The sequence below is a fragment of the Mycobacterium sp. 23 genome, from assembly GCF_048287075.1.
GTDB classification, from domain to species: domain Bacteria; phylum Actinomycetota; class Actinomycetes; order Mycobacteriales; family Mycobacteriaceae; genus Mycobacterium; species Mycobacterium gordonae_B.
In genome coordinates, this window is sequence record NZ_JBLVUX010000005.1 from 1,098,144 (window position 1) to 1,111,661 (window position 13,518).

Consider the following 13,518-nt stretch of genomic DNA (forward strand, 5'->3'; position numbering starts at 1 on the left):
TGCGGATATGGTTACTCTCAATTCTGAGAGTAACATTGCCGCTTACCGCGGCGCGGCACCAACCACGACAGAACGGCGTGCCACATGCATTTTCAGCTCGACGGCGAGACTGTAGCGTTTCGCGACGGCATTCGTGCGCACCTCCAAGAAGTGTTGACGCCGGACCTCGAGGAACGCCTGTACCGCAGTGGAGTTGCACACGACGACGCCTTCGCGAAGGGGCTAGTCGAGAAGGGATATTTCGCCCCGACATGGCCCGTCGAGTACGGCGGACAAAACCGCAGCCTCTGGGACGAACAGGTGCTCAACGAGGAACTCATGCGCTTCGACGCTCCGATGTACCTCTCCGAGACAACCAGGATGGTCGCGTCGATCATTCGTAAGATCGGCACTCCGGTGTTGCAGGAACGCATCCTCGCCGGTGCGCTCAACGGTGACGTAACGATCGCCCTCGGCTTCACTGAACCCGAATGCGGTTCCGATGTCGCCGCGGCCGCCACGAGGGCCGTGCGCGACGGCACGGGAGCAGACGCCGGCTGGGTGATCAACGGATCCAAGATGTTCACCACCAACGGGCATATCGCCGACTACGTGTTCCTGCTCGCACGCACCAGTCCCGACAAGCCGAAGCATCGGGGCCTGACGATGTTCCTGGTGCCGTGCAACTCCGAAGGCTTTGCCGCACAGGCAGTATGGACACTGTCCGGGGAGCGCACCAACATCACGTTTTACAGCGATGTCCGCGTCGGCGACGAGTGGCGCATCGGTGAGGTAGACGGTGGCTGGCAGGTGCTGGGACTGTCCCTGCACGACGAGCATGCCTCCGGCTGGGGTCCACACCTCATCCGTCTGTTGCAACATGCGGAGCACTGGGCCGCTACCGCTGTCTGCGATGACGGCTCACATCCCATCGTCAATCAGGACGTTCGCCGCCGGCTCGCCCGCATCGCTATGGAAACGGAGGTCGCGACCCTGCTACAGCGTCGGTGCGTGTGGATGCTCGAACAGGGCGACGAGCCCGTTGCCGAGGGTCCGATGTCCAAGCTGTTCAGCACCGAGGCGCTCGAACGCGCCAGCCAGGACGTCGTCGAACTCGTCGGACCGGACGGCTTACGCAGCTATCTCGAGCCGACCGCGCCCGAGAACGGACGGTTCGACCACTCCCTGCGATTCTCGTTGGGCACCACCATCTACGCGGGCACCAGCGAGGTCCAGCGCACCATCATCGCGCAGCGGGGTCTCGGCCTACCCCGTTAGCTTCTTCACCCGTCGGGCCGGGGTGGCGCGGGGCGCGGCCTTGCGTGCGGGTTTGGCCTTGGTGTCGGTGTCGGGCGGTGTGACGGCCTGTTTGCACCACGCCCACAGTTGATCCTCGGTGAGCTTGGTTCCCTTGCCCCCCAGGTGGAATACCCCGATCTGCGCGAGTGCGGTCAGCGTGGTGTTGAGCAGGGTGGTGAGCTGCGCCGGCGTCAGATCGGTGCGCACCAGTCCCGCGCGAGCACACGATGTGATGATCTTCGTCAGCAGCTTCAGGTGTGGCTCCCATACTTTGGCGAAGTCGGCTGGGCGCTCGATCTCCAGGCTCAGGTTGTAGATCGTCATCACACGGCCACCGACAGCTTCCGAGGACTCCGCACGAGACAGCACGCCGCGACAGAAAGCCTCGAGTTGCTCCATCGGACCGTCGGCCGCCGCCACCTCGTGCCGAATGTCCTCGGTGAACTGACTGGTGACGTTCTCGTAGAGCGCCAACATGAGTTCTTCTTTGCCGGCAAAGTGTTGATAGAACGCCCTCAAACTGAGATTCGACCTGTCGATCAACTTCTGGATGGTGAAGTCGGCCTTGCCCGACTCCTCCACCAGCTCCAGCGCGGTGGCCAGAAACCGCGAACTGCGGGCGAGAGCACGCGCTCTTGCTGTACTGAGCCGGCGGTCGATCGTGCGCTGCTGCCATGAGCCGGGCAGCTCGACATCCGTATCGATCAACTCCAGGCCGGCGTCGGGGTCGGAACCGGCAGGCTTCTTCGTAGGCATAATGCGGAAAGGATACGCGCCCTGCTGCGCAAAAGTGCGATCTGACTTTACGTGTATGCGGCTTGCCAGTCTTTGCATGTGCTAATTCTCGGTTCGGACAGGGCCGTCTGCCGGTGTCGGTGGGCGCCCAGCATGCCGCAGCAGGCGGGTGCGGTACCGTGGAAACGGTCATTCTCATTTGAAGGAGCCCAGCGTTGAGCACAGACATTCTGATCGTCTCGCCGGACGACCACCTGGTGGAGCCGGCCGATCTGTGGACCAGCAGGCTGCCGGCGCGATATCAAGACGTCGGGCCACGAATCGTGCGCACCCGCGGCCGCATGAATCCGGCGGTGACCTCCGATGTCGCGTTCATCGAGGACGAAGAGGGCCGGGACGCGGACATCTGGCACTACGAGGATGCGGTCATCCCGATCCCGCTGATCAGCGCGGCCGCGGGATATGACCTCGACGAACTCACCACCGACCCGATCACCTACGACGAGATGCGGCCCGGGTGTTACCGGCCCGCAGATCGTCTCGCAGACATGGACATTGCCGGTATCGAGGCGTCGGCCTGCTTCCCCAACACGCTCGTGCGCTTCTGCGGCCAGCGATTCCTTTACGGCAAGGACAAAGAGCTCGCCAGGCTGTGCGTCGAGGCCTACAACGATTTCCAGATCGACGAGTGGGGCGGCAGTTCCAACGGCCGGCTGATCCCGCTGGGAATCATTCCACTGTGGGACGTGGAACTCGCTGCTAGAGAGGTGGATCGATTCGCCGCCAAAGGGATGCGCGCCGTCTGTTTCTCCGAGTTGCCCTCGCGCCTCGATCTGCCGTCCATCCACAGTGGTTACTGGGATCCGTTCTTCGCCGCGTGTGAGCGCAATGAAGTGGGCATCATGCTGCATATCGGGTCGAGTTCGTCCCTCACCAAGTCCTCCCCTGACTCCCCACACGTCGTCACGAGCGCGCTGATGGCGGTCAATTGCACAATCGCCCTTGTCGACTGGCTCTTTTCCGCCAAGCTCATACAATTTCCCAACCTCAAGATCGCGTTTGCCGAGGCGCAGGCGGGCTGGATCCCGTACTACCTGCAGCGTGTTGACGAGGTCTGGGAAGATCGTCGAGCCTGGGGCGGCATCCATCCCCTGCTGACGGAACCGCCCAGCAGCCAGGTGCATGGGCGCGTGTACTTCTCCACCTTCGGTGACCCGGTTGCGTTCCGCATCCTCGATCTGGTCGGGCCTGATCAACTCATGTTCGAGACGGATTACCCGCACAACGACACGAACTGGCCGAGAAGCCTGGAGGTCGCCAACAAGGCCACTGAGGGCCTGGATGAAGAGACCAAGCGAAAGGTGTTGTCTACCAATGCGAAGCGGTTCTTCGGACTCGCCTAGCGCACCGGACCTGTTGCGTTATCGCGCTTTCCACTCGGGGGTGCGCTTCTCCAGAAAGGCCCGCGGCCCCTCGATGGCGTCCTTGGTCAGTGCAACCTTCATGCGGTAGTTTTCGGCCAGCAGTTCCGCCTCGTAGATCGGTAGTGTGAGTCCCTTGCGGACCGCCATTCTCGAGCCCCGGACCGCCAGCGGTGCATTGGAATTCACGATCTCGGCGATCTCCCAGGCTCGTGCCATCAACAGGTCGTGCCCGACCACCTCCGTGAAGATCCCGAGGTCGTAGGCGCGCTGTGCATCGAGTTTCTCGTGTTTCCCCATCAGAATCAGCCGCATCGCGACGGGCAGCGGCAGGATCCGGGCCAGCCTGACGCCCTCGCGACCGGATGTCACACCGATGCTGACATGCGGGTCCATCAACGTTGCACGATCGGAGGCGATGGTGATGTCGGCTGTGGTGACGAGGTCCATTCCCGCACCGCACGCAATTCCGTTGACCGCGCAGATGATCGGCTTGGTCATCTGCAGCCACGGCGGGGTGGCCTCCTGCGGCGCGTCCCACTGTCGCAGCGAGCTCAAAATCGGTTCGCCCTGGTTGTCGATGCCCGCGGCGTTCTCCATGTCATGGTCGGCGGCCTTGTTCACATCCGCCCCGACGCACAAGGCACGGCCGGCGCCAGTGATGATGACAGTCCAGATATCCTGCGAACGTTCAATTTCCGCATAGGCAGCGGCGAGTTCGGCGATCATCTCGTCGTTGATCGCGTTCAGCACCTCGGGACGGTTCAGGGTCACGCATGCCGTATGACCCCTGACCTCGACCTCGATCGTGTTGTAGTTCGTCACCTGGTGTCGCCGCCCTTCTGCGAAGCGTTCTCCGATGCGTCTATGGCGTCAGGCCGGAATCCGAAGATGTCGGTGAACCTCGCGCGGTAGCGCGGCCACACCTCCGGGTTCAACAAACGCGGTGGTACGCCACCGGCGAATATTCTCTGCCATTGTGTGGCCGTGGCAACAGCGAGGTCGCGCGCCGCTTCGACCGTGATACCCGCGGTGTGTGGAGTCGCCACAACGTTTTCGAACTGAAGCAGCGGGTTGTCCTGCTGCGGGGGCTCCTCATGAAACACGTCGAGCCCCGCGCCCGCGATGCCGCCGTTCTTCAAGGCATCAAACAACGCAGCTTCGTCGTGGATGGGCCCGCGTGCCGTTGAGATGAAGAACGCGCTCGATTTCATCGCCGCGAACTCCGCCCGTCCGATGAGCCCCTCGGTCTCACTCGTCAGCGGGCACGTCACCTGGACGAAATCCGAACGTTCGACAAGTTCGGCGAGTGTGACGACTTGCACGCCACGGGCCTGCGCGCCGGTGACGTCGAGGTAAGGATCAAAGACCAGGACATCCATGGCAAACGGTGCGCACAACTCGACCAGGCGGCCCCCGATCGCGCCGAGTCCGATGATGCCCAGCGTCCTCCCCAAGAGCTGAGTTCCACGCAGCGCCAACCGATCACCCAGCGGCCCGGCGCGCAGTACGCGGTCGGCGGCCGTGATGTTCTTGGCGAGGTCGAGCATGAAGCCCAGAGCGTGCTCGGCCACAGCTTCGGCGCCTGGACCGGAATTGTTGCAGACGGCGATGCCCGCCTGGGTGCACGCTTCCATGTCGATCACGTCGTATCCCGCTCCGGCCGAACACACAGCCAGCAGGCTCTCGCAACGCCGCACCAACCCCGGACCCACCAGCCACTGCGCACCGTCGGCGTATCCTGCCACATCGGTGCGGGTGGCCACCTGGTACCCGTGGGCGGATTCCATTGAACTCCAACTGGTTTCAGCCTCCGCGCTCAGGTCGAGTTGGACCACGTCAACGTCACAGTCTGTGAGGATCTGACCGGCCACAAGGTCAGTCCAGCGCTCGTAGACCAGACGCGGACGGGCGCTCACGTGTTTCTGACTCTGGGCTTCGCCTGCGCCGCCTTGAACATGTCGGCAAGTTCAGTGTTCACGTTCTTGTAGTCGTTGCGCGCGATGGCGCCGTCGCGGCCGGCCACGATGTCGTAGCCGAGCCGCAGATCCTTGTTCTCCATGTGGAAGTATTCGCGACCGATCGGCAGCCGCCGGTCCTCTCGGGGCACTTCCATCCAGGCTCGGAGGAAGCAGCGGGCCTTCTTGGGGTCGTTGCTGCTGACGAAGTCGGAGCGCGAGTGGCACATGGCGAAGTTGTTGGCAACCGCCGCCTCTCCGGATTCCAGCCGGAATTCCACCTGCTGCTCGACGAGGATGCGGCGCAACAGTTCGACGGCCTCCTCCTGCGCGGGAGTGAACTCCCGTCCGAGTGTGTGCATGGCCGGCAGGATGCTGCTGTAGGTGAAGTTGATGCAGATCCGACCGTCGACCTGAGAGAAGACCGGCACGTCATAAGGTGTCACGTCCGGTTGGTCGTCGGGCTGCTCGCTTCGGCGGTGGTGCGGAAATCCTTGGTAGAGCACCCCCAGCAGGTCCGGACGCTCCGCCAGTATCCGATTGTGCGCCGCGGGTCCGCTGGCGAACTGGCTCTCCCCGCCCTGAGCTGCGGGGTACACGCACAGCAGCGACAGGATATCGGCCGCGTCGTTGTGCATGGCCAGCTCCGCGCGTGACTTGGTGCCCCGTGCGGGTTGCACCCCACCCGGCAAGATCTCTTCCTGGACGCGCACCATTCGGTGTCCGAAGGAGTTGTTGGACACCAGGTATCCCAGGTGCGTACAGAATGCCCAGTAGATGCGTTCGAGATCCTCGATCGAGTGCTGTTCGACCGGAAAGCCGCGAACGCACGCCAATCCCTTTCCGAACATCAGGTCGGAATACAGCCGTGTGAGATCGTCGTCGAGATCGGGGTGCCGAGCGTCCTCCGGCGTGATGTCGTCCCGGTCCTTGCGCGCAGTCTTCGTCAGGATCGATTCCAGCGCAGCCACATTGCGGGCCGACAGGTCGAAGGCGAAGTCTTCTTTGCTCGAGAAGTCGGCGCCGGTCCAGGCCATCGGGTCGGTGACCTGTTCGGTGTAGATCGGGGTGGGCATCGGTGCTCCTCGTTGTCGTGGCGCAGGTGTCGGCTATGACTCGAGCGCTCGCAGGGCGCGCGCCCGGGCGGTGGCCGCCTCCGTCATCATCCCGACATCGGTACCTGCCGAGATGAATCGCAGACCAAGGCCCACGAAGCGATTCAGCAGGTCAAGGGACCTGATCCCCGCCACTCCCAGTGCCACGCCGTGCTGACGACAAGCCGCCGCAACCGATTCTACTGCACGGTGGAAATGATCATTCTCATACTGCCCGTGGATGCCCATCTCGGCGGTCAGATCACTCGGACCCAGTAGGATCATGTCGATTCCGCGTACTGCCGCAATGGAGTCACAAGCCTCGACAGCTTCGGGTGTCTCGACCATCACCGCCACGACCGTGTGCCGCTCGAGCAGCCCGGCCAGTTCGGTGGCGGTTCTCTCGCCGTAGCCGCTCACCGCGTTAGGCCCGGAGATGGATCGGTGTCCGCTCGGCGGGAACCGGGCCGCGTCCACCACCGCTTGAGCTTCTTCTACTGAATTAACGTGCGGCACAATGATTCCTACTGCGCCTCCGTCGAGAACGCGGGCGATGACGCTGGGATCGTGCGAGGCGACCCGGACGAGTCCGGAGATGCCTGCGCCCACTGCACTGGCACACAGCATCGCCGCCGTCTCCAGCGACGCGGATGTGTGTTCGAGATCGACGTACACGGCGTCGTAACCGCAGGCTGCCGCGATTGCCGGAACATCCGGGGTACGAGAGTTCAGCAGCGCCAGGCACAGCACCAGGCCGTCACCCTTGAGTGCGTCCCGGAGCGATCCCTGCACATGCCCACGTTAACCGAACGAGAACCGGCGTTCCACCTCTTCGCTAATGATGTTTTCCATGTGATAACCATTGATCATGCCGCCCAATCGTGTCGCCATCGTGGGTGCCGCCCTCTCGGACTGCGGACGAGTGCCGGACAAAACCGCCATGGCGCTGATGGCGCAGTCCGCACGGCGTGCGATCGCCGACGCGGGCCTGACCAAGGATGACATCCAGGGTTTCGGCGGACACGGATCGCTGTTGCCTCCCGTCGAAGTCAGCGAGTATCTGGGCCTGCGCCCGATGTGGGTGGACGCGACCAATGTCGGCGGGTCGTCCTGGGAGGTGATGGCACGCCACGCGGCAGCGGCCATCAGCGTGGGCGAGATCGACGTCGCCCTGCTCACATACGGTTCCACTGCACGCTCGGACGTGAAGCGCCGCGTGCGCGCCTCGGCGGCGGCGATGGGCACCGGTGGCGCCCTGCAGTACGAAGCCCCGTTCGGCGCGACTCTCATTGCCAAGTACGCCATGGCCGCCCGACGGCACATGATCGAGCACGGCACCACCGTCGAGCAGCTCGCCGAGGTCGCCGTAGCCGCGCACGAATGGGCGGCATTGAATGACAACGCGTTTGAACGCGATCGCATCACCGTCGACGATGTAGCGGCGGCACCGATGCTCGCCGATCCGTTCACTACCAAACACGTCTGCCTGCGCACCGATGGTGGTGGGGCGGTTGTGCTGGCTAGCGAACGAGTCGCCAGGGATTGCGCCAAAACGCCGATCTGGATTCTCGGGGCGACCGACGCGACGTCACACGTGAGCATGAGCGAGTGGGGGGATTTCACGACGTCGGCGGCAGCGAGGTCAGGCCCCGCCGCATTCGCGCAGGCCGGCGTCCGCCCTGGTGACATCGACGTGTGTCAGCTTTATGACTCATTCACCTCCACGGTGTTGCTGACGGTGGAGGATCTGGGGTTCTGCGCCAAAGGCGAAGGCGGCCCGTTCATCGCGTCGGGTGCGTTGCGCCCGGGTGGCGCTCTGCCGACCAACACCGACGGCGGCGGCCTGGCCTCCTGCCACCCAGGCATGCGCGGCATGTTCCTCATGGTCGAGGCCGTGCGACAGCTCCGCGGCGAATGCGGGCCAAGACAAGTCGACGAGGCCCGGCTGGCATGCGTGCATGCGATGGGCGGCTTCTTCACCCACAGCGCGACGATGATCCTGGCGAGGCAGTGATGGAAACGCCGACCGGCCCCGACCGCCCCACCGTCGACAGTGACAGTGAATCCTGGTGGACAGCGGTGCAGGACGGGCGCCTGGTCGTCAACGCATGCGCAGCATGCGACCGAAAGTCGTTGTATGTCCGCCCATTCTGCCCACACTGCTGGAGCGAGAACGTCGTTCTGACCGAGGCGAGCGGGCGCGCGCGCCTCTACACATGGAGCGTTATCCACCAGAACGCGGCACCCTTCGACGCGCGCACGCCCTACGTGTTGGCGATGGTCGACCTCGCCGAGGGCCCCAGGCTGATGACGGTTGTCGAAGACTGCCCTGTCGACGAATTGCGCGCGGACCTCGATCTCCAGATCGCCTTCCGCCGGGATTCAGACGGATTTACTGTCCCGGTATTTCGGCCCCGGTAGCGGTGGCCAGCCGATCGGCAAGGACACGCGGCCTGCCCGCGGACCGCGCGTCAAGCGTGTTGCGTTCGACCTTGCCGTTGGCGTTGACCGGCAGCGGCTCGTCCCAGAACACCAACTCTTCGGGCAGCTTGTACTTGGGCAGCCCCTCCGCGACCAGTGAGTTGACGACTTCCGATAGCGACATCGGGGTCGCGCCGTCCACAACCATGGCCAACGCGAGCCGCTCCCCGGTCGTCGCGTCGGCGACCGAATATGCCGCGCACTCCCGGACCCGGTCGATCCGCGCGGCCGCCTCTTCGACCTCGGCGGTGGGGATCTTCATCCCGTTGCGGATGACAATCTCCTTGATCCGGCCGACGATACGAACTCGGCCGCCGGTCAGGTCCGCCACATCGCCGGTGCGGAACCAGTCTCCGTCGAATGCCGCTGTGTCGTCGGCGGGGTCTGCGTAGCCGAGGAACGCGTGCGGCCCGCGGACGCAGCACTCGGAGGCCTCGCCGCTGGAACCGATCCGTACCTCCACGTCGTCGAGAGGGACCCCGTCGTCGGCGTGGCGTACCTGCGCGGTTTCATCGCGCAGACCCGAACTGCTCACCGGCACTTCGGAAGATCCGTAGGCGCGCATGACGACGATGCCGAACCGGCTCTCGATCCTTTCCACGATGCGCCGATCCAACATGGTGCCGCCGAGATAGACGGCGCGCAAAGGGATCTGCACGTCGCGGGCCACGGCTTCGTCGAGCAACCGATCGAGGAGGCGATCGGGGCCCCCGTACCAGGTGGCTCCCGAGGAGACCAGCAGTTCGCACGTCGTCGTGGGGTCCCAGCGGTCCTCGAGGACGACCGGCACACCCAGCATGGGCGGGATGAACACGGCCTGCAGCACCCCGGTGACCGACGCCAGCGGGCTGATGAGGAAGATGCGGTCCCGTTCGGTGAGACCCGCCGCGGCGATGTAATTGGTGGACGATTTGAGCAACGTGCTCAGCGAGTGCACGACGCCTTTCGGTTTCGACGTGGTCCCCGAGGTGTACAACACAAAGCACGGCTCGTCGGCCGGCCGACGGCACCTGTCGACGACGCTGTCACCCGCCCCGCGGTCCGTCTCGATCCATCGGCACCGGCCCGCAAGTTCAGCCTTAACCGGCCAGTTCGGCGCCACCCCGTACGCGGCGGCTGTGCGCGAGAGGATGTCCGCCACCTGGCTGGCGCCCGCACTGCGCGGCACCAGCAGGATCACCGCGTCCAACCGTAGGGCGGCATGTACCGCGACCACCGACTCGACATCGTTGCCCACCACCAGGAGCACCGGGGTCGACGCCGCCACACCGGCCTCGACCATCGCGCGGCAAGCGCTGTCGACGCGGGCGTCGAGGCCCGCATAGGTCAACTCGCCGGTCCTGTCCTTCAAGGCCGGCCGATGCGGATGCCGCGCCGCCGCGGAACGCACGACGTCGACCGGTTCGGGCGACCACGATCCGCTGGCACGGTACCGGGGCCTGCGCACCGCGGCCCGCCGGGGCGCGTGTCCCAGCAGGTCAACACGGCCACCCATGAGCGCCTCCGATGCAAATGTCCGTTCTCTTTCAGAGTAAATGTAACCTCTCACGCATGCACTCAATGACTTTCGACAACCAGGTAGCCATCGTCACCGGTGCCGGTGGTGGACTCGGCCGCTGCCACGCGCTGGAGCTGGCCCGGCGCGGAGCACGCGTCGTGGTCAATGACCTGGGTAGCGCGGTGGACGGTACCGGCGCCTCGACATCGGCGGCCCAGAGCGTGGTCGATGAGATCATCGCGGCCGGCGGCACCGCCATAGCCAACGGCGACTCGGTCGCCACGGACGAGGGTGGCGCGGCGATCGTGGCCGCGGCGATGGACGCCTTCGGACAGGTGGACATCCTGGTCAACAACGCCGGGATCCTGCGCGACGCCGCGTTCAAGAACATGACCGCCGAACAGGTCGACGCGGTGATCGGGGTGCACCTCGCCGGCACGTTCAACGTCACCCGCGCGGTGTGGCCGGTCATGCGCGCGCGCAATTATGGCCGCATCGTCCAGACCACCTCGGGCACAGGCCTTTTCGGGAACTTCGGGCAAGCGAATTACGGCGCCGCGAAGATGGGCCTGGTCGGGATGATGCACGTCCTGGCCATCGAGGGGCAACGCAATGGCATTGCGGTCAACGCCATCGCGCCGATCGCCCGGACGCGGATGACCGAGGACATCATGGGCGAGGCGGGCAAGGCGATGAACCCCGAACTGGTCACACCGGTGGTCGTCTACCTGTCACACCCCAGCTGCGATCGCACGGCACACATCTACTCGGTGGGCGGCGGGAAGGTGTCGCGCGTGTTCATCGGGGTCACCAAGGGCATCGAGGACGGCGCCCTCACGGCGGAGACGGTGGCCGAGGCGATCGATCGGATTGATGACAGCTCCACGTTCACCATCCGGGGCGGACCGGCCACGGTTTGACGCTCAGCGGCCACGGAAGTCGGGCTTGCGGCGCTCGGCGAATGACCGCAGTCCTTCCTGCAGGTCGGCGGTTCGAGACACCACTTCCTGCGCCCACGCCTCCTGTTCGAACGCGCGGTCGCGGCCGGACTCCGACGACACTGACAACAATCGCTTGGTGAGCGCCAACATCACGGTCGGGCCCGCTGCAAGACGTCCCGCCATATCGCCCGCGGCGGCGTCCGTGTCACCGGGTGCGACCACCCGATTGACAATGCCGAGGCGCTCACACGTCGAAGCATCGACGGGCTCACCGAGCATTAGCAGTTCGGCGGCTTTGCGTAGTCCCACAATCCGCGTCAACAGGAAGATGGCGCCCGAATCCGGCAGAATCCCGCGGTGCACAAAAGCATGGATAAGCCTTGCCTCCGTGGACATCACGACCAGGTCGCATGCCAGCACCATGCTCGCGCCGGCGCCCGCGGCGGCGCCCTTGACCGCGGCGACCACTGGTTTGTCGCAGTCGAGTATCGACGCGACCAAACGCTGCCAGCCCTGCTGCAGCATCCGGGCGATGTCGCCGGGCTGCCGGTCAGCCACGGATTTCGGCGACTGGTCCGATGCCTGAGGTGCCAGGCCGGCGCCCGCGCAGAAGTGCCTCTCCCCCGCCGCAGCCAGCAGCACCGCGCGCACGGCCGGATCATCGTTCGCCTGGGTGAAAGCGTCGGTGAGGGCTTCACGAGCCAACGGCGACAACGAATTTCCGACATCTGGACGATCAATTGTGATTCGCAGGACCGCGTCGTCACCGACGGCTGTCACAATCCCCGACTCTTCTACAGTCATGTGCCCCATCCCTACGTTAACGACGTTTCCGCTTTTCGGGTATCTTAATTTCCATGCCCGAGACCGGCCAGATTACCGACGAGGGACTGGCCCGGTTGCGCGCCACCATCGGTATCGCCGTTCCGCATACCCAGCCGCCGCATTACTTTCGCCCGAACGAGGACTGTTTCCGGCACGTGGCGGAGAGCTACGGCGACGCCAACCCGCTGTGGGCAGATCCGGAGTACGCGGCGAAATCCGTGTGGGGCGAGCCGATCGCGCCGCCGGCGCTCGTGGGCGGTGACACCTTGATCGGCGAGGACGAGGTGACCACGCTCTCCGACGAAGACCGCGCGTTGACCAAGGGGGATCCGCTTCGCGGTGTCCACGCCTTCTACGCCTCGTCGTCGCGCGAATGGTGGGCTCCGCTGCGTGCGAATCACCGGGTCTTCCGGCGCAACGCTCTGGTTGCGGCGCTGGACAAGAGCAGCGAATTCGCCGGCCGGGCCGTCCACGAATGGTCCGCGCAGGTATTTCGCGACGACGAAGGCGTCATCCTGGGCGGCCAGTACCGCAACATGATCCGCACCGAGCGAAGCAAGGCGCGCGGCCTAAAAAAATACGAGGCCGTCGAGCCGAAATCCTGGACGCCCGAAGAGATCGCGGAAATCGACGAGAGGTATGCACGCGAGGCACCGCGCGGGCCGGAACCACGGTGGTGGGAAGACGTCAACGAGGGCGACGACGTCGGCCCACTGACCAAAGGCCCACTGACGGTCACCGACATGGTCTGCTGGCACGTCGGTATGGGGACCGGAATGTACGGCGTACGTCCCCTGCGGCTGGCATGGCTTAACCGACAACGCATTCCCCGGTTCTATACCCCTGACGAGCACGGCGTCCCGGATGTGCAGCAACGCGTGCACTGGGATCCGGACGCGGCCCGAAATGCCGGCAATCCCACTACGTTCGACTACGGGCGGATGCGCGAGACGTGGCTTGTCCACCTGTGTACGAACTGGATGGGTGACGACGCCTGGCTGTGGAAGCTGGACTGCGAGTTCCGGCTCTTCAACTACGTCGGCGATCTGCATACCATCACCGGAAAGGTGATGCGCAAGTACCTTGCCTCCGATGACCGCCCCGCGGTCGATCTCGAATTGGCGGCGACCAACCAGCGCGGCGAGGTCACGGCGCCGGGGAGCGCCACGATCTTGCTGCCCAGCCGCGAACTGGGTCCGGTACGGCTACCCGATCCGCCCGGTGCGGCCGGCAACCTCGCCGAGCTACTCTCCGCCGTGTCCGTCCAGTTCGCCGAGCGCTGAGGCC

13 protein-coding genes are annotated in these 13,518 nt (G+C 64.8%); 6 read left to right on the forward strand and 7 right to left on the reverse strand.

Annotation, left to right across the window (positions count from 1 at the left end):
• Positions 1-84 precede the first annotated feature (84 nt).
• Complete coding sequence (locus tag ACNQS7_RS06115) at positions 85-1,257, forward strand: acyl-CoA dehydrogenase family protein (protein WP_418011852.1); 1,173 nt, start codon at positions 85-87, stop codon at positions 1,255-1,257.
• Here the strand turns inward: ACNQS7_RS06115 and ACNQS7_RS06120 are convergent.
• Positions 1,246-2,034 (reverse strand): TetR/AcrR family transcriptional regulator, encoded by a 789-nt coding sequence (locus ACNQS7_RS06120; protein WP_418011853.1) that lies wholly within the window; start codon positions 2,032-2,034, stop codon positions 1,246-1,248. The genes ACNQS7_RS06115 and ACNQS7_RS06120 overlap by 12 nt on opposite strands.
• Before the next feature lie 194 nt (positions 2,035-2,228).
• Here ACNQS7_RS06120 and ACNQS7_RS06125 point away from each other — a divergent pair, with 194 nt between their 5' ends.
• The gene (locus ACNQS7_RS06125; protein ID WP_418011854.1) at positions 2,229-3,416 is read left to right on the forward strand and encodes an amidohydrolase family protein; all 1,188 of its coding nucleotides are present in this window, start codon (positions 2,229-2,231) and stop codon (positions 3,414-3,416) included.
• 18 nt (positions 3,417-3,434) lie between these two features.
• Here ACNQS7_RS06125 and ACNQS7_RS06130 read toward each other — a convergent pair whose 3' ends face one another.
• Genes ACNQS7_RS06130 through ACNQS7_RS06145 form a run of 4 tightly spaced genes read right to left on the reverse strand, consistent with a single transcriptional unit; the run spans position 3,435 to position 7,278 of the window.
• Positions 3,435-4,259: an enoyl-CoA hydratase/isomerase family protein gene (locus ACNQS7_RS06130; RefSeq protein ID WP_418011855.1), complete on the reverse strand. Its 825-nt coding sequence runs from the start codon at positions 4,257-4,259 to the stop codon at positions 3,435-3,437.
• A complete protein-coding gene (locus ACNQS7_RS06135; RefSeq protein ID WP_418011856.1) occupies positions 4,256-5,353 on the reverse strand; it encodes an NAD(P)-dependent oxidoreductase in 1,098 nt (365 codons plus the stop codon). The genes ACNQS7_RS06130 and ACNQS7_RS06135 overlap by 4 nt, the downstream gene beginning before the upstream one ends.
• Positions 5,350-6,468, reverse strand: a complete 1,119-nt coding sequence (locus tag ACNQS7_RS06140; protein WP_418011857.1) for a TauD/TfdA family dioxygenase — start codon at positions 6,466-6,468, stop codon at positions 5,350-5,352. Before ACNQS7_RS06140 ends, ACNQS7_RS06135 begins: the two co-directional genes overlap by 4 nt.
• 33 nt (positions 6,469-6,501) lie before the next feature.
• Entirely contained in the window at positions 6,502-7,278 is a 777-nt protein-coding gene (locus tag ACNQS7_RS06145) for an HpcH/HpaI aldolase family protein (protein ID WP_418011858.1), read from the reverse strand.
• A 76-nt stretch (positions 7,279-7,354) separates the two neighbouring features.
• Here ACNQS7_RS06145 and ACNQS7_RS06150 point away from each other — a divergent pair, with 76 nt between their 5' ends.
• Positions 7,355-8,500, forward strand: a complete 1,146-nt coding sequence (locus ACNQS7_RS06150; RefSeq protein WP_418011859.1) for an acetyl-CoA acetyltransferase — start codon at positions 7,355-7,357, stop codon at positions 8,498-8,500.
• Positions 8,500-8,907 carry a Zn-ribbon domain-containing OB-fold protein gene (locus ACNQS7_RS06155; RefSeq protein ID WP_418011860.1) on the forward strand — a complete coding sequence of 136 codons (408 nt, stop codon included), beginning with the start codon at positions 8,500-8,502 and terminating at the stop codon, positions 8,905-8,907. Before ACNQS7_RS06150 ends, ACNQS7_RS06155 begins: the two co-directional genes overlap by 1 nt.
• On the opposite strand, the gene ACNQS7_RS06160 is transcribed toward ACNQS7_RS06155, so the two are convergent.
• Positions 8,879-10,462 carry a class I adenylate-forming enzyme family protein gene (locus ACNQS7_RS06160; protein WP_418011861.1) on the reverse strand — a complete coding sequence of 528 codons (1,584 nt, stop codon included), beginning with the start codon at positions 10,460-10,462 and terminating at the stop codon, positions 8,879-8,881. The genes ACNQS7_RS06155 and ACNQS7_RS06160 overlap by 29 nt on opposite strands.
• A gap of 56 nt (positions 10,463-10,518) precedes the next feature.
• On the opposite strand from ACNQS7_RS06160, the gene ACNQS7_RS06165 reads away from it, so the two are divergent.
• On the forward strand, positions 10,519-11,385 hold the full coding sequence (locus tag ACNQS7_RS06165; protein ID WP_418011862.1) for an SDR family NAD(P)-dependent oxidoreductase: 867 nt from the start codon (positions 10,519-10,521) through the stop codon (positions 11,383-11,385).
• 3 nt (positions 11,386-11,388) lie between these two features.
• Here the strand turns inward: ACNQS7_RS06165 and ACNQS7_RS06170 are convergent, their stop codons facing one another.
• On the reverse strand, positions 11,389-12,210 hold the full coding sequence (locus ACNQS7_RS06170; RefSeq protein WP_418011863.1) for an enoyl-CoA hydratase/isomerase family protein: 822 nt from the start codon (positions 12,208-12,210) through the stop codon (positions 11,389-11,391).
• A 53-nt stretch (positions 12,211-12,263) separates the two neighbouring features.
• Here ACNQS7_RS06170 and ACNQS7_RS06175 point away from each other — a divergent pair, with 53 nt between their 5' ends.
• Complete coding sequence (locus ACNQS7_RS06175; RefSeq protein ID WP_418011864.1) at positions 12,264-13,514, forward strand: hypothetical protein; 1,251 nt, start codon at positions 12,264-12,266, stop codon at positions 13,512-13,514.
• Positions 13,515-13,518 lie beyond the last annotated feature (4 nt).